Below are 19,774 nucleotides of genomic sequence, written 5' to 3'. Positions count from 1 at the left end.
TTCCTGCGACGGACCCCCGCACGCGCGCCCGCCCTCGCACCGGAGGAGGAGCGGGGGCCGTCGGCCGGCCCCCGCTCCCGGCCCGGTCACGCGGGCCGCTGCAGCACCATCAGGCTGCGGTCCGGCAGGGTGACGCGCTCGCCGGCCTCGACCTTCGGGCCCGTCCCCGGCGGGACCCCCTCCGGGCGGGCCGTGTCGACGACCACCTGCCACTGCCGGCCGTGGTCAACCGGCACCTGGAAGTCCAGCGGCTCGGGCGAGGCGTTGAACATCAGCAGGAAGGAGTCGTCGGTGATCCGCTCCCCGCGCGGCCCGGGCTCGGAGATCGCGTTGCCGTTCAGGAACACCGCCAGCGCGGAGGCGGGCGCCGAGTCCCAGTCCTGCTGGGTCATCTCGCTGCCCTCCGGCGTGAACCAGGCGATGTCGGACAGCTCGCCGTGGGTGCCCTCCACCGGCCGCCCGTGGAAGAAGCGCCGGCGCCGCAGGACCGGGTGGTCCCGGCGCAGCCACACCATCGAACGGGTGAACTCCAGCAGGTCGCTGCCGTCCTGCGGCCACTGCACCCAGGACAGCTCGTTGTCCTGGCAGTAGGCGTTGTTGTTGCCGCGCTGGGTGCGCGCGAACTCGTCGCCGTGACTGATCATCGGCACGCCCTGGGACAGCATCAGCGTGGCGATGAAGTTGCGCATCTGGCGGGCGCGCAGCCCCAGGACGTCGGAGTCGTCGGTGTCGCCCTCCGTCCCGCAGTTCCAGGACCGGTTGTGGCTCTCGCCGTCCCGGTTGTCCTCGCCGTTGGCCTCGTTGTGCTTGTCGTTGTAGCTGACCAGGTCGTGCAGGGTGAACCCGTCGTGGCAGGTCACGAAGTTGATCGAGGCGAGCGGACGGCGCCCGTCGTCCTGGTACAGGTCCGAGGAGCCGGTGAGCCGGCCGGCGAACTCCGCCAGCGTGCTCGGCTCGCCCCGCCACAGGTCGCGGACCGTGTCGCGGTACTTGCCGTTCCACTCGGTCCACAGCGGCGGGAAGTTCCCCACCTGGTAGCCGCCCTCGCCGACGTCCCACGGCTCGGCGATCAGCTTCACCTGGGACACCACCGGGTCCTGCTGCACCAGGTCGAAGAACGACGACAGCCGGTCCACCTCGTGGAACTGCCGGGCGAGGGTCGCGGCCAGGTCGAAGCGGAAGCCGTCGACGTGCATGTCGGTGACCCAGTACCGCAGCGAGTCCATGATCAGCTGGAGCACGTGCGGGGACCGCATGAGCAGCGAGTTCCCGGTGCCCGTGGTGTCCATGTAGTAGCGCGGGTCGTCGGTGAGCCGGTAGTAGGACGGGTTGTCGATGCCCTTGAAGGACAGCGTCGGCCCCAGGTGGTTGCCCTCGGCGGTGTGGTTGTAGACGACGTCCAGGATGACCTCGATCCCGGCCTCGTGCAGCGCCCGGACCGCCGACTTGAACTCCAGGACCTGCTGGCCGCGGTCGCCCCAGGAGGCGTACGCGTTGTGCGGGGCGAAGAAGCCGATGGTGTTGTAGCCCCAGTAGTTGTTCAGCCCCATGTCGACCAGCCGGTGGTCGTTCACGAACTGGTGGACGGGCATCAGCTCCAGCGCCGTCACCCCGAGCTCGGTCAGGTGTTCGATGATCGCCGGGTGTGCCAGCGCCGCGTAGGTGCCGCGCAGCTCCTCCGGGAGCCCGGGGTGGCGCATGGTCAGGCCCTTGACGTGGGCCTCGTAGATCACCGTGTGGTGGTACTCGGTGCGCGGCGGCCGGTCGTCGCCCCAGTCGAAGTAGGGGTTGATCACCACCGACGTCATGGTGTGCGGCGCCGAGTCCATGTCGTTGCGCTCGTCCGGCGCGCCGAAGCGGTAGCCGTACACCTCCTCGCCCCACCGCACGGACCCGCTGATCGCCTTCGCGTACGGGTCGAGCAGCAGCTTCGCCGAATTGCACCGCAGACCGCGGCCGGGGTCGTACGGGCCGTGCACCCGGAACCCGTACCGTTGTCCCGGCATGATGCCCGGCACGTACGCGTGCCGGACGAACGCGTCGCTCTCGCGGAGTTCCACCGCCGTCTCCGAGCCGTCGTCGTGCAGCAGACACAGCTCTACTCGGTTCGCGGCCTCCGTGAAGACCGCGAAGTTGGTTCCGGCGCCGTCATAGGTGGCACCGAGCGGATACGCCTCTCCAGGCCAGACCTGCATGGACACGACTCTTCCAGGTGTTCAGCCCCCGAGGGGGGCGCGTGGACTTCGAGTCTCCCCGAAAGTGGGGGAACCTCCCGTGAGGCAGGTCCCTCCCACCGACCGACCAGTGCATACGGCGTCTCTAGTACCCGCCGTGTGCCGAACCAGTGGGGCCGACATCCACGCCGGGAACGTGGGGGAAACCGGGGGGAGGACCTGCGCGGAACAGTGCACCGCCATCTCGGGAAGGGGGTGGCCGGGACGGCCCCGGCGGCGGCCGGGACCGCCGGGCCGGCCGGTCGTGGTCACCCTGCCCGGTCCGGCGGGGGCGGATGCATCGGCGGGGCCCGGGGGAGCGGCCGGCCGGGGCGCCGGGCAGTCGGGACGGGGTCCGGGCGGGGTCCCGGGGCCGGACCGGGCCCGGCCGGGTGCCGCCCGCCGGATCGAACAGAGGTCCGCCGGCCGCCCCGCCGGGCACCGGGGCGGCCGCTTCGCCCGGCGAGGAGGCCGGCGGCCGGGCCACCGCTCACCCGGTGGTCCGGACCGACGCGGCGCCCCGCCGCGCCGCCCGCGGCGGGGACCGGCGGACCGCCGGTCGCGCCCGGGGGCGCGACCGCCGCGGACCCGCTCGCTCCCCACGCGCCGTCGGGGCGGAACGTCCACCGGCGGTCGAGGAGTTGGGTACACCGGCCGGAGAACCGACCTGTCCATCCGGCTGCACCGCCCACCGCTCCCGGAGTACCCTTCCTTGATCGTTGGGACGGGGAAGGTCCGGGGACGGAAGGCGGTGCACGGGTGGGCTCGGGAGGGCTGGAGCTGCCCCCTGGTGACGAGGGTCACGAGGGGAACTCCGCGGAGGTCCCGCCCGGCGCGGTGTCCCTGGCCCGTCCGGTGGACGCCGGGTCCATCGGGCCGGAACTGGACTGGGACGCCGACGCCTGGCTCGAGGTGCGCACCCGCGCCCAGCGGGCCGGCCGGGCCTACATCTGGCTGAACCTCGTCGAACAGCGGATGCGGGCGGTCGTGGCCGCCGTGCTGCGGCCCGTCTACGAACCCGTGCACGGCGGCGACTGGGTGGTGGCCGCCGCCGGGCCCGCCGGGCAGGAGTGGGTGCAGCGCGCGGTCGCCGTCCGCGAGGTCAGCCGCCGCAAGGGCTATCTGCTCGACCCGGCCGACGACAACGTGCTCAGCTTCCTGACGCTGCCCCAGCTGCGCGAGCTGGTGGTGCAGCACTGGCCGTGCTTCGAACCGTACTTCGACGAGCGCCGGGACCTCGAACTGGCCCTGGACGAGCTGGAGGTGAGCCGCAACGTCGTCTCCCGCAACCGGGCCCTGTCGCAGGCGGTGCTGAACCAGGCCGAGCGGGCCTCGGCCCGGCTGCTGGAGATGCTCGGCGCGGGCGGTGACGTCCCCTCCGCGCGCCGGCTGCCCGTGGACGCGGTCGAGGACCTGGTCGGCGACCGGTACGCGGACGTCGTGGCCGTGCACCCCGACCGGGTGCGGCTGCTGCGGCGGTTCCCGGCCGAGGACATCTTCGACGGCGCCCGCCGCCTGGACGCCATCGGCATCGGGCTCAACCTGCTGGTGCAGAACTTCTCCGGACGCCGCCTGATCCGCCTCGCCGAGTCCGGCTGCCGGGTGCGCCTGCTCTTCCTGAACCCGGCCTCCAGCACCGTCAAGCGCCGCGAGCGCGAACTCGGTATGAAACGGGGCGAACTGAGCCGCTCCGTGGAGATGAACATCCTGCACATGCGCCGGGTGCGCTCCCGGCTGCGCGACCCGGGCGCCTTCGAGATCCAGGTCTACGACGAGACGCCCCGCTTCAGCGCCTACCTGGTGGACGGCGACGGGGCCGACGGCATCGCCCTCGTGCAGTCCTACCTGCGCGGGGCGCGCGGGATGGAGTCCCCGGTGCTCGTGCTGCGCAACGGCAGCCGGCTGGTCAGGTCGGACGACGTGGGCGAAGCCGGCCTCTTCCCGACGTACCGCGAGGAGTTCGAACAGACCTGGGCCGACTCGCGGCCGGTGTCCTGAACGCCCCGTCCGCCGGGCGGGGCGCGCGCCCCGGGTTGTCAGTGCCGCGTGCGAGGGTGGAGACCACGGGGGAAAGCACCACCGAGAAGGGGGGCCGCCATGGGCTGGCACCGGGAACTGCTGATCGGCTTCGACCTGGAGACGACCGGGACCGATCCGCACGAGGCGCGCATCGTCACCGGCGCGGTGATCGAGGTCAGGGCCGGCGAGCCCGTGGGGCGCCGGGAATGGCTGGCGGACCCGGGCGTGGAGATCCCGGCCGACGCGGTCGCCGTGCACGGCATCAGCTCCGAACGCGCGGCGGCCGAGGGCCGCCCGGCCGACCGGGTGGCCGACGCCATCGCGGACGTCCTGGTGTCCCACTGGCGGGCGGGCGTCCCGGTCGTCGCCTACAACGCGGCCTTCGACCTCACCCTGCTCTCCGCCGAACTGCGCCGCCACGGACTGCCGTCGCTCGCCGACCGCCTCGGCGGCCCGGCCCCGGCCCCGGTCGTCGACCCGTACACCATCGACCGCCGGGTCGACCGCTACCGCCGCGGCAAACGGAACCTGGAGGCGGTCTGCGCCGAGTACGGCATCGTCCTCGGCGCGGCCCACGACGCCTCGGCGGACGCCCTCGCCGCGGCCCGCCTCGCCACCGCGATAGCCGAGCGCCACCCCGAGATCGCCTCCCTGGACCCGGCGGAACTGCACCGCCGCCAGATCGAGTGGTACGCGCAGTGGGCGGCGGACTTCCAGGCGTTCCTGCGTCGCAAGGGGGACGCCGGGGCGGTGGTGGACGGGACGTGGCCGCTGCGGGAACTGGTGGACGGCCGGCCGGCGTAGCCGCCGGGCCGTGCGGCGTTCCGCCCGGCACCGGCGCGGCAGCCGGGAACGCCGGGGCGCCCTCAGAACGGATACCAGCGCACGCTCTCGTCCCCCTCCCGCAGCGACCGCACCCTGCGGCGGAACTCCGCCAGCGCCTTCGGGTTGCCCGGCGCGTGCTGGGCCACCCACGCGCAGCTGGCCGTCTCCCGGGCGCCGCGCAGCACCGGGCAGCCCTCCCACTCCCGCACGTCCCACCCGTAGGCCTCGGTGAACGCGTCGTATGCCCGCGCGTCCAGCCCGTACCGGTCGCGGGAGAGGGCCATGACCACCAGGTCGTGCTCGCGCAGGTCCGCCGAGAAGGTCTCCAGGTCGACCAGGACCGGCCCGTCGGGCCCGACGTGCACGTTGCGGGGCAGCGCGTCACCGTGGACGGGCCCCGGCGCCAGACGGGGCGTCAGCGCGGCGGCGGCCGCCGCGAACCCGTCCCGGCGCTCGCGCAGGTACGCCGCGTCCCCGGGGTCGATCGCGTCCCCCGCGAGCCGCAGCCAGCGCTCCACACCGCCCAGCAGCTCACGGGGCGGAAGGGCGAAGCCGGGCGCGGGGAGCGCGTGCACGGCCCGCAGCAGCCGCGCCAGGTCGCGGGGTTCGGCCGGCCGCACCGGCTCGGGCAGCCGGTGCCACACCGTCACCGGGTGGCCCTCGACCAGCAGCGGCTCGGGCGCGGCCGCCCGCACCGCCGGCACCTCCGTCCCGGCCAGCCAGTCGGCGACGGCCAGTTCGCGGCGGGCCCGCTCCAGCAGTCCGGCGTCGCGGCCCACCTTGACCACCAGGTCACCGGCGGCGAACACCGCGTTCTCGCCCAGGGAGAGCAGCCGCGCGTCCCGTGCCGGGTCCGGCAGCACCCCCGCCGCGGCCAGTACGTCCCGCGCCCGTGCCTCGTCCATCGTCCGCCTCCGTGCCCTCTTCCCGGCCCTCTTCCCGTGCCCGGCGGGCCGTGGCCGTGGGGCCCGCCGCGGCCAGTCTCGCACCCGCACAGGTGGACCGCGGGCGTGGTCCCTTGACGCGGTACCGCGCCTTCACGAACATGAGCACGCCAACCGGGCCGGGCGAAGGGGCTGATCGCATGACGTCGGTGGCCGAGGCGCGGCGGCCGGCCGTCCGCGCGGCCGGCCGCCGCCACGGCGCCTGGTTCCTCGTCCTGCCCGCCCTCATCCCGATCCTCGGACTGAGCGTGGGCCCGCTGCTGTACGGAGTCCTGCTGGCGTTCACCGACGCCCAGTCCGGCCGTACCGCCCCCACCGCGTGGACCGGCGCCCTCAACTTCCGGGACCTGCTGCACGACACGCTCTTTTGGGAGTCGTTCCGGATCGGGCTGGTGTGGGCCGCCGGCGTCACCGTGCCCCAGTTCCTGCTGGCGCTCGGCCTGGCCCTGCTGCTCGACCAGGACCTGCGCCTGCGCCGGCTCGCCCGCGTCCTCGCGATCGTCCCGTGGGCCATGCCCGAGGTCGTCGTCGGCATCATCTGGCGGCTCGTCTACCACCCGGACGCGGGCGTCCTCAACGAGACCCTGCACCGGCTGGGCCTCGGCAGCGGCCGGGACTGGCTGAGCGCGCTGTCCACCGCGCTGCCCGCCGTCATCGTCGTCGGCGTCTGGGCGGGCCTGCCGCAGACCACGGTCGCCCTGCTCGCCGGACTGCAGAACACCCCGCGCGAACTGCACGAGGCGGCCGCGGTGGACGGCGCGGGCGCTTGGCGCCGGTTCCGTGCGGTGACCTGGCCCGCCCTGGGACCGGTGGCCCTGGCCGTCACCGCGCTCAACCTGATCTGGAACCTGAACTCCTTCGCCCTGGTGTACGTGCTCACCAACGGCGGACCGGGCGGCAGGACCCGGCTGCCCATGCTGTTCGCCTACGAGGAGGCCTTTCGCTACGGCCAGTTCGGCTACGCGGCGGCGATGGGATGCGTGCTGGTCGCGGTGGTCTCGGTCCTGCTCGCGGTGTTCCTGGCCGGCCGGCTCGGGGCAGGGCGGGAGACATGAGGACCCGACCCGCGGCACGCGCCGGACAGTACGCGGCCCTGCTCGCCTACCTCCTCTTCCTGGCCCTCCCGCTGCTGTGGCTGCTGTCCACCGCGTTCAAGTCACCGCGTGAACTGGGCAGCCTGCACCCCGCCTGGATCCCGCGCCACCCCACCCCGGCCAACTTCCGGCAGGCCCTCGACGAGCAGCCGCTGCTGCACGCGGCCCTCAACTCCCTGCTGGTGGCGCTCACCGCGGCCGTCGTCGCCGTCCTGCTCGCGACCCCGACGGCCTACGTCATGGCCCGGCACCGCTCCGTGCTGTCCCGGGCGGCGACCGGGTGGGTGGTGTTCAGCCAGGCGTTCCCGTTCGTGCTGGTGATCATCCCGCTGTTCCTGGTGCTGAAGCGGCTGCGGCTGATCGACTCCCTGGCCGGGCTGACGCTGGTGTACGTGGTGTGGGCGCTGCCGTTCGCCCTGTGGATGCTCGTCGGCCACGTCCGCGCGGTGCCCGCCGAACTGGAGGAGGCGGCGGCCGTCGACGGGGCCGGGCGGCTCAGGACACTGGTGTCGGTGACGGCGCCGCTGCTCGCCCCGGGGATCGCGGCGACGGCCCTGTTCGCGTTCGTCACCGCGTGGAACGAGTTCTTCTTCGCCCTCGTGCTGCTCAAGAGCCCCGGGAAACAGACCCTGCCGGTCGTCCTCACCCACTTCATCGGCGCGGAGGGCGCCGCGGACCTCGGCCCGCTGGCGGCGGCCGCCTCCCTCGCCACGCTGCCCCCGCTCGCCGTCTTCGCCGTCATCCAGCGGCGGATCACCGGCGGCCTGCTCGCCGGGGCGGTGAAGAGCTGATGCGCACCCGGGCCGCCGCGGCACTCGCCGTCCTCCTGCTGCTCCTGGCGGGCTGCGCGGGCGGCACCCCGGCGGGCCGCGGCCGGGGCGGGCCGGTCACCCTGCGCTTCCAGTCCCTGGCCTGGCAGCGGGAGTCCGTCGCGGCCACCAGGGAACTCGTGCGGGAGTGGAACGCGGCCCACCCGGAGGTGCGGGTCGAGTACGTGCAGGGCAGCTGGGACAGCGTCCACGACCAGCTGCTCACCTCCTTCGAGGGCGGCGAGGCCCCGGACGTCATCCACGACGCCTCCGACGACCTCGCCGACTTCGCCCACGGCGGCTACCTGGCCCGGCTCGACGGCCTGCTGCCCGCCCGCCTCACCTCCGACATCCCCGAGGCCGCCTGGCGGACGACGACCTTCGGGGACGGCGTCTACGGCGTGCCGTTCCTCCAGGAGCCGAGGGTGCTGATCGCCGACGCCACCCGGCTGCGCAGGGCCGGGGTGCGCATCCCGACCCCCGAGGACCCCTGGACCTGGGCGGAGTTCCGCACGGTCGCCGAGAAACTGAGCGGCCACGGCACGTACGGCGTGGCCTGGCCGCTGAAGGAACCCGTCTCCGCCACGCTCGACCTCGGCCTCTCCGCGGGCGGCGGGCTCTTCCACCGGGACGCCGCCGGCAGGGTGACCGTCCGCTTCGGACCCGGCGACGCCGTCGTCCCCCGCACCATCCGCGACCAGGTCGTCACCGACCGCAGCGCCCCCGCCGCCACCCTCGGCAGCGGCGGCTCGGACACGCTGCCCGGCCTCTTCGGCGGCCGGTACGCGATGGTCCCGCTCGGCTTCTCCTACCGCCAGCAGATCGTCCAGCAGGCGCCGAAGGGCTTCGACTGGACGGTGCTGCCCGCTCCCGCGGGCGCCGACGGGCTCACCCAGGGCGTCAGCCCGCAGACCCTGTCCGTCGCCGCGGACTGCCCGCACCGGAAGGAGGCCGCCGCGTTCATCTCCTTCCTGCTGCGGCCGGGGAACATGGTCCGCCTCGCCCTCGGCGACTGGATGCTGCCCACCGGCACCCGCGCCCTGCGGGACCCCGCCCTGCACACCGCGGAGAACGGCTGGGCCACCGGCACCGCCCTCGCGGCCCACCTGCGCCCGGCACCCGCCCGGTCCGTCCGCGGCTACCCGGAGTGGCGGGACAAGGTCGCCGCCCCCGCCCTCCAGGAGTACTACAGCGGATCGATCGGCCTGGACGCCCTGCGCACCCGCCTGGAGAAGGACGGCAACCTGGTCCTGGCCCGCTACCAGCGCTGAGGGCCCGCCGCCGCGGACCGACGGCCCGGCCGGGCGGCGGGGGCGGCGGCCCCGCCACGCCGCGGGGGCCGCTTTAAGGTGTCGGGATGACGAACTACGCGGCACTGCTGCGCGGGATCAACGTCGGCGGCAGCAGGAAGCTCCCGATGGCCGACCTGCGGGCGCTCCTGACCGGCCTCGGGTACGACGGCGTACGGACCCACCTGCAGAGCGGCCAGGCCTTCTTCACCACCGGTGACGGCGACGAGGAGTCCCTGGCGGCCGGGTTGGCCCGGGCCGTCGAGGCGCACTTCGGCTTCCGCGTCGACGTGATCGTGCGCGACCACGCCTATCTGCGGGCGGTGGCCGAGGCGTGCCCGTTCCCGGCCGCCGGCCTGGAGGCCCGGCAACTGCACGTCACCTACTTCTCCGCGCCGGCCGGCCCGGAGCGGTTCGCGGAGATCGACCCCGCCGCCCACCTCCCCGAGGAGTTCCGCCTCGGGGACCGCTGCCTGTACCTGTACGTCCCCGACGGCCTCGGCCGCTCCAAGCTCGCCGAGGCACTGTCCCGGCCCCGGAACACCAAGGGCCTGATCGCCACCAGCCGGAACTGGAACACGGTGGCCAAGCTCGTGGAGCTGACCGCCGGGGGCTGACGTCCGGCAGCGGCGGCCGGACGACGGGCCACGCGCGGTGGCCGAATACCTCCCCTCCGTGACGCCGTCGGCGGTCCCCGGGTGACATCCGGCGCGGACACGACGCAGAACGGTGAGCCGGTGGCGGTGCGACGGCACAGGGGAGCGCCGGACCGCCACCGCTCCGGTCCGCTTAGGTCCGCGCGCCCCGGTCGGCTTCGACGGCCCCCGTCCGGCTTCGACCCCTCCCGTCCGGTCCGGTCCCCTCTCCTCCCCTCCCGTCCGGTCCCGTCCGGTCCCGTCCGGTCCCGTCCGGCCGGTGCCCCGGCCGCCTCCGCCAGGCACGCGGGAGAGGGTTCTTCGAGTCGCACCGGGGCGGCGCGCTCCTCCGCGGGAGACCGGCGGCTGCTGTGCGACGGCGCCGTGCCGCGTCGGCCCCGGGCACCCGCGGCAGGGCCGTGCCGACAGTGCTTCGAGGGACCATCCCAGCAGATCCGGCCCTGGCCAGGAAGGGTTTTCGGTCAACTCGGGCAGGCCGGAACGCGTCCGCGCCCCGGGGCGCCGACCCGGGACCCGGGCGGCACCGGCCGGCGGGCCGGCGGCGTCCGCGCGCAGCCGGCGCTCAGGCGCGGCGCAGCGCCCGGAGCGGCGCGCGGGCCGCGTCGTAGCGGTCCAGCAGGACCCGGGCCACCTCCGGCGCCGCACCCAGCACGTCCGCCAGGACGTCCGCCCCGGCCGCGCCCCGCGCGATGCGGTCCGGCAGGAAACCGGGGGCGAGCACGTAGGGTGCGACGGCGACCCGTTCGCAGCCGAGGGCGCGCAACTGCCGCACCGCGTCCTCGGTGCGCGGCAGGGCCGCGGAGGCGAACGCGGGCCGCACGGCGCACCAACCGGTGCGCCACCACTCCCGCGCGATGTCGGCGATCACCGCGATCGCCTCCGGGTCGGTGGACCCCGCCGAGGCCAGCACGACCCCGGTCGAGGACTTGTCGGCGGGCGACAGGCCCGCCTCGTACAGGCGCCGCTCCAGCGCCGACAGCAGCAGCCGGGACGGACCGAGCACGTCCGCCTGCCGGACGCGCAGCCGCGGCGGCGCGTCCCGCAGGACGGCGGGGATGTCGGCCTTGGCGTGGAAGGCGCGCGTCAGCAGCAGCGGCAGCGCCACGACGTCGCGCACGCCCTGCGCCGCCAGCGACTCCAGCACCCCCCGCACGGACGGGACGTTGAAGTCCAGGAAGCCGGTCTCCACGCGCAGCCCCGGCCGCAGCGGGCGCACCCGCTCCACCAGGGCGTGCACGGTCGCGGCGTGCCGCGGATCGCGGCTGCCGTGGGCGATGACGAGGAGGACCGGCTCGCCGTGCACGACCGTCAGCCCTTCACCAGCAGGCCGCGGCTGCGCAGCACCCACCGCTCCAGCGGGCTGAAGATCAGCAGGTCGATGGCGATGCCGACGAACAGGATCAGGAAGATCGCCTCGAACACCATGGCCATGGAACTGGCGTTGCGGCCGTTCTCCAGCAGCGCGCCCAGGCCGATGCCCAGGTCGGGGGAGGACGCGATGATCTCCGCGGCCATCAGCGAGCGCCAGGAGAACGCCCAGCCCTGCTTCAGGCCCGCCAGGTAACCCGGCAGCGCGGCCGGCAGCACGATGTGCCAGGCGCCCCTGAGACCCGAGGCGCCCATGGTGCGGCCGGCCCGCAGGAACAGCGGCGGCACCTGGTCGATGCCGGACACCAGGCCGTTGGCGATGGAGGGGACCGCGCCGAGCAGGATCACGGCGTACATCATCTTGTTGTCCAGGCCCAGCCAGATCACCGCGGGCGGCACCCACGCCACCGACGGCAGCGACTGCAGGCCGGACAGCACCGGGCCGATGGCGGCGCGCACGAACCTCACCCGGGCCACCAGCAGGCCCAGCGGGGTGCCGATGGCCAGCGCGAGCAGGAAGCCCAGCAGACCGCGCGAGACGCTGGTCCAGATGTAGCCGAGCAGCTTCCCTTCCAGCCAGGCGTCCTTGAACTCGCCGCCGACGTCGGCCGGGGAGGGCAGCTTCGACGGGTCGTCGACGAACCCGAAGGAGATCAGCGCCTGCCACACCAGTAGCACCACCGCGGTGGCGACGAGCGGCGGCAGGATCTTGGCGACGAAGGTCTGCCGCAGCGGCACCCGGCCGGTGACGGTGCTCTCCAGCGCGTCCAGGCCCGCCTCGACGCTCACCGCGTCGTCGGCCGGCTCCCGCCCGGCCGTCCTCGTGGTCTCAGTGCTGGCCATGACGGCGGATCTCCCCACGCAGTACTTCGGTGATCTCCAGGGACAGTTCGGCGACCGGAGCGTCCTCGATGCGCCGCGGCTGGGGGATGTCCACCCGCCACTCGCGGGCGATCCGGCCCGGGCGCGAGGACAGCAGCACGACCCGCTGCGCGAGCCGCACCGCCTCGCGCACGTTGTGCGTGACGAAGAGGACGGACAGGCCCGTCTCCGCCCAGATCCGGGTCAGCTCGTCGTGCAGCAGATCGCGGGTGATCGCGTCCAGCGCCGCGAACGGCTCGTCCATCAGCAGCAGCTGGCTGTCCTGGGCGAGCGCCCGGGCCATGGCCACGCGCTGGCGCATGCCCCCGGACAGCTCGTGCACCCGCTTGCCGTAGGCGCCCTTGAGCCGCACGAGTTCCAGCAGCCGCTCGGCCCGCTCGCGCCGCTCGCCCTTCGCGACCCCCCTCAGCCGCAGGGCGAGTTCGATGTTCTTGCCCGCGGTCAGCCACGGGAACAGGGCGTGCTCCTGGAACATCAGGGCCGGCCGCCCGTGGGTCGTGATGCTGCCGGAGGAGGGCCGGTCCAGGCCCGCCACCAGGTTGAGCAGGGTCGACTTGCCGCAGCCCGAGGCCCCCAGGAGGGTGACGAACTCACCCGGTGCGACATCGATGCTGATGTCGTCCAGTACGAGCTGCTGTCCGCCGGGTGCGGCGAAGGACTTCGAGACGTGCTCGATGCGTGCCGCGTGCTCGACGGACTCGGCGGCCTGGGCGAAGGTCGTGGCCATGGTCGTCACCTCCTGGGAACTGTTCGGCTACGGGGCTTACCGGGCGCCGAGACCGGCGTCGCCGACGGTGTTCTCGCCCTCGGCCCGCAGGACCTTGTTCAGGAGGGTGAGGTCGTAGATGCCGTCCAGCCTGGGCTTCTCCAGCAGGCCGGCCTTGACCGCGTGCTGCGCCTCGGTGTTCAGGGTGGAGGCCAGCGGGTCGTCGGTGAACTCGATGGACGTCCACGCCGGGTCCAGGACGTCGGCGGGAAGCGCCTTGCCGGAGTCGGCCTCCAGCTGCTTGTTCGCCGCCGCCTTCGCCTCGCCGGGGTGGGCGTTGATCCACTTGTTCGTCTCGACCGACGCCTTCAGGACCGCCTCGACGGCCTTGGGGTGGTCCTGGAGGAAGCTCTGCCGCACGATGATGTTCGTGATCACGAACTTCTTGCCGGGCCACAGCGAGGACTCGTCCAGCAGTACCCTGCCGCCCTCGGCGACCAGCTTGGACGCGGTCGGCTCGGGCACCCAGGCGCCGTCTATCGCACCGGATTTGAAGGCGTCCGGGGTCACCTTGTTGTCGGTGCGGACGACCGACACGTCGCCCTTGCCGCTCTCGGCGTCGATCCTCCAGCCCTGCTCGGCCGCCCAGTTGAGGAACGCCACGTCCTGCGTGTTGCCCAGCTGCGGCGTGGCGATCCTCTTGCCCCGGACGTCCTTCAGGGACGTGATCTTCTTCGGGTTGACGACCAGCTTGACCCCGCCGGACGCCGAACCACCTATGATGCGCAGGCTCTTGCCGCCGGACTTGGTGTAGCCGTTGATCGCCGGGGAGGGGCCGATCCAGCCGATGTCGATGGAACCGGAGTTCAGCGCCTCGATCTCGGACGGGCCCGCGTTGAAGACCTGGTACTTGGCCCGGGTGGCGCCCAGCTCCTTCTGGAAGAAGCCCTTCTGGTTGCCGACCAGCGCGGTCGCGTGCGTCAGGTTGCCGAAGTAGCCGATCTTCACGGAGTCGAGTCCGTCGGTCTTCCCGGCGCCGGCGGCGACCTCGGTGGTGGTGTGGCTCTCGGACTCGGAGCCGTAACCGCAGGCGGCCAGGGCGAGCAGGGGCAGGGCGGCGAGCGCGGACAGGCCGCGGCGCAGGAGTACGGAGCGGTTGGCAGGCACGGGAGGTGTTCCTCTCGTTGGCCCGGCGGTCACGGGCTCTCAGGTCGTGGCCGGGAGATCGGCAGGTCTTCGTCTGTGGTGGTGGGGGGTGAGGGCGCGCGAGCGGTGCGCGTACGTCAGCGCGCACATCGCGCCACTCCGCCCTGTCCGCTGCCGAGGGCGCCGCTGCCGACGCGGCCGCCCTCCTTGGCGAACGTCGAGTAGAAGTCCGGCCGGTTCATGGTCAGAAGTCCCAGCCGTCCTCGTCGGCCGGGTCCTGGACCGGCTCGGGGGAGGCGAACGACTCGCCGACCATGCCCGCGGTGAGCGTGGTGCCGTCGGCCGGGTCGATCAGGATGAAGGAGCCGGTGCGGCGCGAGTCGGCGTAGGAGTCCACCGGCAGCGGCTCGGCGGTGCGGATCTTCACCCGGCCGATGTCGTTGGCGACGAGCCGTCCCGGGTGCGGGTGCAGGGACAGGTCGTCGAGCGTGAGGCGGGACGGGATGTCCTTCACGATCGCCTTGACCGTGCGGGTGCCGTGCTTGAGCAGCACCCGGTGCCCGACGGTCAGCGGCTCGTCGGCGACGTGGCAGACGGTCGCCTCCACGTCCTGCGTGGTGGGCGGCGCGTCCTTGGCCGGCACGATCAGGTCGCCGCGCGAGACGTCGATGTCGTCCGCCAGCAGCACGGTCACCGACTGCGTGGTCCAGGCGACGTCGACCGGCTCGCCCAGCAGGTCGATCCCGGCGATCGTGGAGGTGCGTCCGGACGGCAGCACGGTGACCGCCTCCCCGACCCGGAAGGAGCCGGCGGCGATCTGGCCGGCGTAGCCCCGGTAGTCCGGGTGCTCGGCGGTCTGCGGCCGGATCACGTACTGCACGGGCAGCCGGGCGTGGCACTGCGCCAGGTCGTGGCTGACCGGGACGGTCTCCAGGTGCTCCAGGACGGTCGGGCCGCCGTACCAGTCCATGTGCGCGGACGGCTCCACCACGTTGTCGCCGGCGAGCGCCGAGATCGGTATCGCGGTGACCTCGGGGACGCCCAGCTCGATCGCGTACGCCGTGAACTCCTCGGCGATGGCCGCGAAGGCGCTCTCCCGGTAGTCCACCAGGTCCATCTTGTTGACCGCGAGGACCACGTGGGGGACCCGGAGCAGGGCGGCGATCGCCGCGTGCCGGCGGGTCTGCTCGACCACGCCGTTGCGGGCGTCGACCAGGATCACCGTCAGCTCGGCGGTGGAGGCGCCGGTGACCATGTTGCGGGTGTACTGCACGTGGCCCGGCGTGTCGGCCAGGATGAAGCGGCGGCGGGGCGTGGCGAAGTAGCGGTAGGCCACGTCGATGGTGATGCCCTGCTCGCGCTCGGCCCGCAGGCCGTCGGTCAGCAGCGCCAGGTCCGGGCCCTCCTGGCCCCGGCTCGCCGACACGCGCTCCACGGCCTCCAGTTGGTCGGCGAGGACCGACTTGGAGTCGTGCAGCAGCCGGCCGACGAGCGTGGACTTGCCGTCGTCGACGGAGCCGGCGGTGGCGAACCGCAGCAGGGTGGTGGCCGGGAGCTCCTCGGTCGTGATCGTGCTCATGCTTAGAAGTACCCCTCGCGCTTGCGGTCTTCCATCGCGGCCTCGGAGAGCTTGTCGTCGGCGCGGGTCGCGCCGCGCTCGGTCAGCCGGGAGGCGGCGATCTCGGCGATGACGGCGTCCAGCGTGGTCGCGTCGGAGTCGACGGCGCCCGTGCAGGACATGTCGCCGACGGTCCGGTAGCGCACCAGCCGCTTCTCCACGTCCTCGCCGTCCTTGGGGCCGCCCCACTCGCCGGCGGTCAGCCACATCCCGCCCCGCCGGAACACCTCGCGCTCGTGCGCGAAGTAGATCCGCGGCAGCTCGATGCCCTCGCGGGCGATGTACTGCCACACGTCCAGCTCGGTCCAGTTGGACAGCGGGAACACCCGCACGTGCTCGCCGGGGGCGTGCCGGCCGTTGTAGAGGTTCCACAGCTCGGGCCGCTGCCGGCGCGGGTCCCACTGGGAGAACTCGTCGCGCAGGGAGAACACGCGCTCCTTGGCGCGGGCCTTCTCCTCGTCGCGGCGTCCACCGCCGAACACGGCGTCGAACCCCTCGCTCTGGATCTTCTCCGTCAGCGGAAGCGTCTGCAGCGGGTTGCGGGTGCCGTCGGGACGTTCCTTGAGTACACCCCGGTCGATGTAGTCCTGTACGGAGGCCACATGGAGGCGCAGCCCATGGGCGGCCACCACGCGGTCGCGGTACTCCAGTACTTCGGGGAAGTTGTGTCCGGTGTCCACATGGAGCAGCGAGAAGGGCACCGCGGCCGGCGCGAACGCCTTCAGCGCGAGGTGCAGCATGACGATGGAGTCCTTGCCGCCGGAGAACAGGATCACCGGGTTCTCGAACTCGCCCGCCACCTCGCGGAAGATGTGCACCGCCTCGGACTCCAGCGCGTCCAGGTGCGACAGGGCGTACGGGCTGTGCGTGCCCTCCTCGCCCGGCGTGGCCTCGGCAACGGTCGTCATACCAGTCCCTTCTCGCTGAGCAGGGCGTACACGGACGCCGCGGACTCCTGCACGGTCTGGTCCTGCGATTCGATCCGCAGGTCGGGCGCCTGCGGCTGCTCGTAGGGGTCGTCGACACCGGTGAGCCCGGTCAGCTCGCCCGCGGCCTGCCTGGCGTACAGGCCCTTCACGTCGCGCACCGAGCACACCTCGACCGGGGTGGCCACGTGGATCTCCAGGTACGGCGTCCCGTTCTCCCCGTGCCGCTTGCGGACGGCCTCGCGGCTGTCGGCGTAGGGCGCGATCACCGGAACCAGTGCCTTGACGCCGTTGCGGGCCAGCAGCTCGGCGACGAAGCCGATGCGCTGCACGTTCGTGTGCCGGTCCGTACGGCTGAAACCGAGACCGGCCGAGATGAACTCGCGGATCTCGTCGCCGTCGAGCACCTCGACGCGGTGGCCCTCCGCGCGCAGCCGGCCGGCCAGCTCGTACGCGATGGTGGTCTTGCCGGCGCTCGGCAGACCCGTGAGCCATACGGTGGCTCCGGTCGTCACGTGGTTCTCCTGAGTCTCATCGTTCGTCATCCGTGCAGTCCGCACTCGGTCTTGGAGAGCCCGGCCCAGCGGCCGGCGCGCGCGTCCTCGCCCTCGAGGACGCGGCGGGTGCACGGGGCGCAGCCGATGGAGGCGTAGCCGTCCGTCAGCAGGGGATTGGTGAGCACCCCGTGCTCGGCGACGTACGCTGCCACATCTTCCTGTGACCACCGGGCTATGGGGGAGACCTTCACCTTCCGCCGCTTGTCGTCCCAGGCGACGACCGGGGTGCCGGCCCGGGTCGGGGACTCGTCGCGGCGCAGCCCCGTCGCCCAGGCCCGGTAGCCCTCCAGCCCCTCGTCCAGGGGCCGTACCTTGCGCAGCCTGCAGCACAGGTCGGGGTCGCGCTCGTACAGCCGGGGGCCGTACTGCGCGTCCTGCTCGGCGACCGTCTGCCGCGGCGTGAGCGTGATGACGTTCACGTCCATCACGGCCTCGACGGCGTCCCGGGTGCCGATGGTCTCCGGGAAGTGGTAGCCGGTGTCGAGGAAGACGACGTCCACGCCCTTGAGCACGCGCGAGGCGAGGTGGGCGACCACGGCGTCCTCCATGGAGGAGGTGACGCAGAACTCCTTGCCGAAGGTGTCCGCCGCCCACTGCAGGATCTCCAGGGCGGAGGCGTCCTCCAGGTCCCGGCCCGCCCGCTCGGCGAGCGCCCTCAGTCCGTCTTCCGCCCGCTCGTCCTGAGCCGTCGTCATGTCCGCCCATCCCCTCCGTCACCGGCCCGTCGCGGGCCGCCTTCCAGTGGCGCATCCGCCCGCGGAGCACCGAAGCCCCTCGCCAGCAGCCCGAGGAACTTCAGCTGGAAGGCGCGGTTGCACGCCGCGCACTCCCAGGCGCCGTGGCCCTGTTCGTGCGGACGCAGGTCCTCGTCGCCGCAGTAGGGGCAGTAGAAGGGCGCGGCCCGCTCGCTCACGACAGGGCCTCCTCGGAGGCGCGCGCGGCCCAGGTGGCGAAGCGCTCGCCCTCCTCGCGTTCGGCCTGGTACCGCGTCAGGACCCGCTCGATGTAGTCGGGCAGCTCGTCGGAGGTGACCTTCAGACCGCGCACCTTGCGGCCGAAGCCCGGCTCCAGGCCCAGTGCGCCGCCCAGGTGCACCTGGTAGCCCTCGACCTGCTCGCCCCGGTCGTCGAGGACCAGCTGGCCCTTGAGGCCGATGTCGGCGACCTGGATGCGGGCGCAGGCGTTCGGGCAGCCGTTGAGGTTGATGGTGATGGGCTGGTCGAAGTCCGGCAGGCGGCGCTCCAGCTCGTCGATCAGCTGGGAGCCGCGCTGCTTGGTCTCCACGATGGCGAGCTTGCAGAACTCGATGCCGGTGCACGCCATGGTGCCGCGCCGGAAGGAGGACGGCCGGGCGGTGAGGTCCAGCGCCTCCAGGGCCTCGACCAGCGAGTCGACCTTCTCCCCCTCGACGTCGAGGACGATCATCTTCTGTTCGACGGTGGTGCGGACCCGGCCGGAGCCGTGCGCCTCGGCCAGGTCGGCGATCTTCGTCAGGGTGGCGCCGTCGACCCGGCCGACGCGCGGGGCGAAGCCCACGTAGAACCGGCCGTCCTTCTGCCGGTGCACGCCGATGTGGTCGCGCCACTGCTGCACCGGCTGCTCCGGGGCGGGCCCGTCGACCAGTGCGCGCTTCAGGTACTCGTCCTCCAGCACCTTCCGGAACTTCTCCGCGCCCCAGTCGGCGACGAGGAACTTCAGACGGGCGCGGTTGCGCAGCCGGCGGTAGCCGTAGTCGCGGAAGATCGAGACGACGCCCTCGTGGACGTCGGGGACCTCGTCGATCGGCACCCACGCGCCGAGCCGCACGCCCAGCTTGGGGTTGGTGGACAGGCCGCCGCCCACCCACAGGTCGAAGCCCGGCCCGTGCTCGGGGTGGTGCACGCCCACGAACGCCACGTCGTTGATCTCGTGCACCACGTCCAGCAGCGGCGACCCCGAGATGGCCGTCTTGAACTTGCGGGGCAGGTTGGAGTACGCCTTGTTGTTCAGGACGCGGCGCTTCATCTCCTCCAGCGCCGGGGTGGCGTCGATGATCTCGTCCTCGGCGATGCCCGCGACCGGCGAGCCGATCATCACGCGCGGGGTGTCGCCGCACGCGGTGACGGTCGACAGGCCCACGCCTTCGAGCCGCTCCCAGATCGCGGGCACGTCCTCGATGCGGATCCAGTGGTACTGCACGTTCTGCCGGTCGGTGATGTCGGCCGTACCGCGCGCGTACTCCTGCGAGACCTCGCCGATGACCCGCAGCTGCTGCGTGGTGAGCGCACCGCCGTCGATCCGCACCCGCAGCATGAAGTACTCGTCGTCCAGCTCCTCCGGCTCCAGCACGGCCGTCTTGCCGCCGTCGATCCCCGGGCGGCGCTGGGTGTACAGCCCCCACCAGCGCATGCGGCCGCGCAGGTCGTTCGGGTCGATCGAGTCGAAGCCGCGCCGGGAGTAGACGGTCTCAATGCGCGTCCGCACGTTGAGACCGTCGTCGTCCTTCTTGAACTGTTCGTTGCCGTTGAGCGGGGTGAAGTGACCCGCGGCCCACTGACCCTCGCCGCGGTGACGGCTCACCTTGCGGCGGGACGCTGAGGCGGGGTTCTCCGGGGTGGCGGCCATGGTTGATACGTCCTTCGGGACAGGCGGAAGCGACTCTGATCTGCGCGCGCGTGCGCATGCGGGCGTGCGCGCGCGTCGTTGCGCGGCAGAAGGGGGTGCGGAGGGGAGCGGCGTGCCG

18 protein-coding genes are annotated in these 19,774 nt (G+C 73.1%); 6 read left to right on the top strand and 12 right to left on the bottom strand.

What is annotated here, in order from left to right:
* Nucleotides 1-86: 86 nt before the first annotated feature.
* Nucleotides 87-2,195, bottom strand: a complete 2,109-nt coding sequence (gene glgX / locus QQY24_RS06805; protein ID WP_301971772.1) for a glycogen debranching protein GlgX — start codon at nt 2,193-2,195, stop codon at nt 87-89.
* Between the two features lie 777 nt (nt 2,196-2,972).
* Here glgX and QQY24_RS06800 point away from each other — a divergent pair.
* On the top strand, nt 2,973-4,211 hold the full coding sequence (locus tag QQY24_RS06800; RefSeq protein WP_301971771.1) for an SAV2148 family HEPN domain-containing protein: 1,239 nt from the start codon (nt 2,973-2,975) through the stop codon (nt 4,209-4,211).
* 99 nt (nt 4,212-4,310) lie between these two features.
* Nucleotides 4,311-5,036, top strand: coding sequence for a 3'-5' exonuclease (locus QQY24_RS06795; RefSeq protein WP_301971770.1), 726 nt, complete (start codon nt 4,311-4,313; stop codon nt 5,034-5,036).
* A 62-nt stretch (nt 5,037-5,098) separates the two neighbouring features.
* Here the strand turns inward: QQY24_RS06795 and QQY24_RS06790 are convergent, their stop codons facing one another.
* The gene (locus QQY24_RS06790; RefSeq protein WP_301971769.1) at nt 5,099-5,962 is read right to left on the bottom strand and encodes a phosphotransferase enzyme family protein; all 864 of its coding nucleotides are present in this window, start codon (nt 5,960-5,962) and stop codon (nt 5,099-5,101) included.
* 179 nt (nt 5,963-6,141) lie between these two features.
* Here QQY24_RS06790 and QQY24_RS06785 point away from each other — a divergent pair, with 179 nt between their 5' ends.
* From QQY24_RS06785 to QQY24_RS06770, 4 genes are all read left to right on the top strand, one after another.
* On the top strand, nt 6,142-7,056 hold the full coding sequence (locus QQY24_RS06785) for a carbohydrate ABC transporter permease (protein WP_301971768.1): 915 nt from the start codon (nt 6,142-6,144) through the stop codon (nt 7,054-7,056).
* A complete protein-coding gene (locus tag QQY24_RS06780) occupies nt 7,053-7,886 on the top strand; it encodes a carbohydrate ABC transporter permease (RefSeq protein WP_301971767.1) in 834 nt (277 codons plus the stop codon). Before QQY24_RS06785 ends, QQY24_RS06780 begins: the two co-directional genes overlap by 4 nt.
* A complete protein-coding gene (locus QQY24_RS06775; RefSeq protein ID WP_301971766.1) occupies nt 7,886-9,175 on the top strand; it encodes an ABC transporter substrate-binding protein in 1,290 nt (429 codons plus the stop codon). The genes QQY24_RS06780 and QQY24_RS06775 overlap by 1 nt, the downstream gene beginning before the upstream one ends.
* Nucleotides 9,176-9,261: 86 nt before the next feature.
* Nucleotides 9,262-9,810, top strand: coding sequence for a DUF1697 domain-containing protein (locus QQY24_RS06770; RefSeq protein WP_301971765.1), 549 nt, complete (start codon nt 9,262-9,264; stop codon nt 9,808-9,810).
* A gap of 601 nt (nt 9,811-10,411) precedes the next feature.
* Here the strand turns inward: QQY24_RS06770 and QQY24_RS06765 are convergent.
* The 10 genes from QQY24_RS06765 to QQY24_RS06720 form a co-directional block, all read right to left on the bottom strand.
* A complete protein-coding gene (locus QQY24_RS06765; protein WP_301971764.1) occupies nt 10,412-11,152 on the bottom strand; it encodes a sirohydrochlorin chelatase in 741 nt (246 codons plus the stop codon).
* Between the two features lie 5 nt (nt 11,153-11,157).
* Nucleotides 11,158-12,060 (bottom strand): ABC transporter permease, encoded by a 903-nt coding sequence (locus tag QQY24_RS06760; protein WP_301971763.1) that lies wholly within the window; start codon nt 12,058-12,060, stop codon nt 11,158-11,160.
* The gene (locus QQY24_RS06755; RefSeq protein ID WP_301971762.1) at nt 12,047-12,826 is read right to left on the bottom strand and encodes an ABC transporter ATP-binding protein; all 780 of its coding nucleotides are present in this window, start codon (nt 12,824-12,826) and stop codon (nt 12,047-12,049) included. The genes QQY24_RS06760 and QQY24_RS06755 overlap by 14 nt, the downstream gene beginning before the upstream one ends.
* A 36-nt stretch (nt 12,827-12,862) precedes the next feature.
* Nucleotides 12,863-13,972 carry an aliphatic sulfonate ABC transporter substrate-binding protein gene (locus QQY24_RS06750; RefSeq protein ID WP_301971761.1) on the bottom strand — a complete coding sequence of 370 codons (1,110 nt, stop codon included), beginning with the start codon at nt 13,970-13,972 and terminating at the stop codon, nt 12,863-12,865.
* A gap of 223 nt (nt 13,973-14,195) precedes the next feature.
* Nucleotides 14,196-15,530, bottom strand: coding sequence for a sulfate adenylyltransferase subunit 1 (locus tag QQY24_RS06745; protein ID WP_301971760.1), 1,335 nt, complete (start codon nt 15,528-15,530; stop codon nt 14,196-14,198).
* 2 nt (nt 15,531-15,532) lie between these two features.
* Nucleotides 15,533-16,477, bottom strand: coding sequence for a sulfate adenylyltransferase subunit CysD (gene cysD / locus QQY24_RS06740; protein ID WP_301971759.1), 945 nt, complete (start codon nt 16,475-16,477; stop codon nt 15,533-15,535).
* On the bottom strand, nt 16,474-17,010 hold the full coding sequence (gene cysC / locus QQY24_RS06735; RefSeq protein WP_301971757.1) for an adenylyl-sulfate kinase: 537 nt from the start codon (nt 17,008-17,010) through the stop codon (nt 16,474-16,476). The genes cysD and cysC overlap by 4 nt, the downstream gene beginning before the upstream one ends.
* A 26-nt stretch (nt 17,011-17,036) precedes the next feature.
* Nucleotides 17,037-17,747, bottom strand: a complete 711-nt coding sequence (locus QQY24_RS06730) for a phosphoadenylyl-sulfate reductase (protein WP_301971756.1) — start codon at nt 17,745-17,747, stop codon at nt 17,037-17,039.
* Nucleotides 17,744-17,965 carry a hypothetical protein gene (locus tag QQY24_RS06725; RefSeq protein ID WP_301971755.1) on the bottom strand — a complete coding sequence of 74 codons (222 nt, stop codon included), beginning with the start codon at nt 17,963-17,965 and terminating at the stop codon, nt 17,744-17,746. Before QQY24_RS06725 ends, QQY24_RS06730 begins: the two co-directional genes overlap by 4 nt.
* Nucleotides 17,962-19,656, bottom strand: coding sequence for a nitrite/sulfite reductase (locus QQY24_RS06720; RefSeq protein ID WP_301971754.1), 1,695 nt, complete (start codon nt 19,654-19,656; stop codon nt 17,962-17,964). Before QQY24_RS06720 ends, QQY24_RS06725 begins: the two co-directional genes overlap by 4 nt.
* Between the last annotated feature and the right edge of the window lie 118 nt (nt 19,657-19,774).

Source organism: Streptomyces sp. TG1A-8 (assembly GCF_030499535.1).
GTDB lineage: Bacteria > Actinomycetota > Actinomycetes > Streptomycetales > Streptomycetaceae > Streptomyces.
The sequence above is the reverse complement of the archived record's forward strand: the minus strand, read 5'-3'. Positions and strand labels throughout refer to the sequence as shown.

What these genes read in the sequence shown, in the direction of transcription:
- glgX (WP_301971772.1), bottom strand. Translation starts at nt 2,195, where the DNA reads ATGCAGGTCTGGCCTGGAGAGGCGTATCCGCTCGGTGCCACCTATGAC.
- QQY24_RS06795 (WP_301971770.1), top strand. Translation starts at nt 4,311, where the DNA reads ATGGGCTGGCACCGGGAACTGCTGATCGGCTTCGACCTGGAGACGACC.
- QQY24_RS06790 (WP_301971769.1), bottom strand. Translation starts at nt 5,962, where the DNA reads ATGGACGAGGCACGGGCGCGGGACGTACTGGCCGCGGCGGGGGTGCTG.
- QQY24_RS06785 (WP_301971768.1), top strand. Translation starts at nt 6,142, where the DNA reads ATGACGTCGGTGGCCGAGGCGCGGCGGCCGGCCGTCCGCGCGGCCGGC.
- QQY24_RS06780 (WP_301971767.1), top strand. Translation starts at nt 7,053, where the DNA reads ATGAGGACCCGACCCGCGGCACGCGCCGGACAGTACGCGGCCCTGCTC.
- QQY24_RS06775 (WP_301971766.1), top strand. Translation starts at nt 7,886, where the DNA reads ATGCGCACCCGGGCCGCCGCGGCACTCGCCGTCCTCCTGCTGCTCCTG.
- QQY24_RS06770 (WP_301971765.1), top strand. Translation starts at nt 9,262, where the DNA reads ATGACGAACTACGCGGCACTGCTGCGCGGGATCAACGTCGGCGGCAGC.
- QQY24_RS06760 (WP_301971763.1), bottom strand. Translation starts at nt 12,060, where the DNA reads ATGGCCAGCACTGAGACCACGAGGACGGCCGGGCGGGAGCCGGCCGAC.
- QQY24_RS06755 (WP_301971762.1), bottom strand. Translation starts at nt 12,826, where the DNA reads ATGGCCACGACCTTCGCCCAGGCCGCCGAGTCCGTCGAGCACGCGGCA.
- QQY24_RS06745 (WP_301971760.1), bottom strand. Translation starts at nt 15,530, where the DNA reads ATGAGCACGATCACGACCGAGGAGCTCCCGGCCACCACCCTGCTGCGG.
- cysD (WP_301971759.1), bottom strand. Translation starts at nt 16,477, where the DNA reads ATGACGACCGTTGCCGAGGCCACGCCGGGCGAGGAGGGCACGCACAGC.
- QQY24_RS06730 (WP_301971756.1), bottom strand. Translation starts at nt 17,747, where the DNA reads ATGACGACGGCTCAGGACGAGCGGGCGGAAGACGGACTGAGGGCGCTC.
- QQY24_RS06720 (WP_301971754.1), bottom strand. Translation starts at nt 19,656, where the DNA reads ATGGCCGCCACCCCGGAGAACCCCGCCTCAGCGTCCCGCCGCAAGGTG.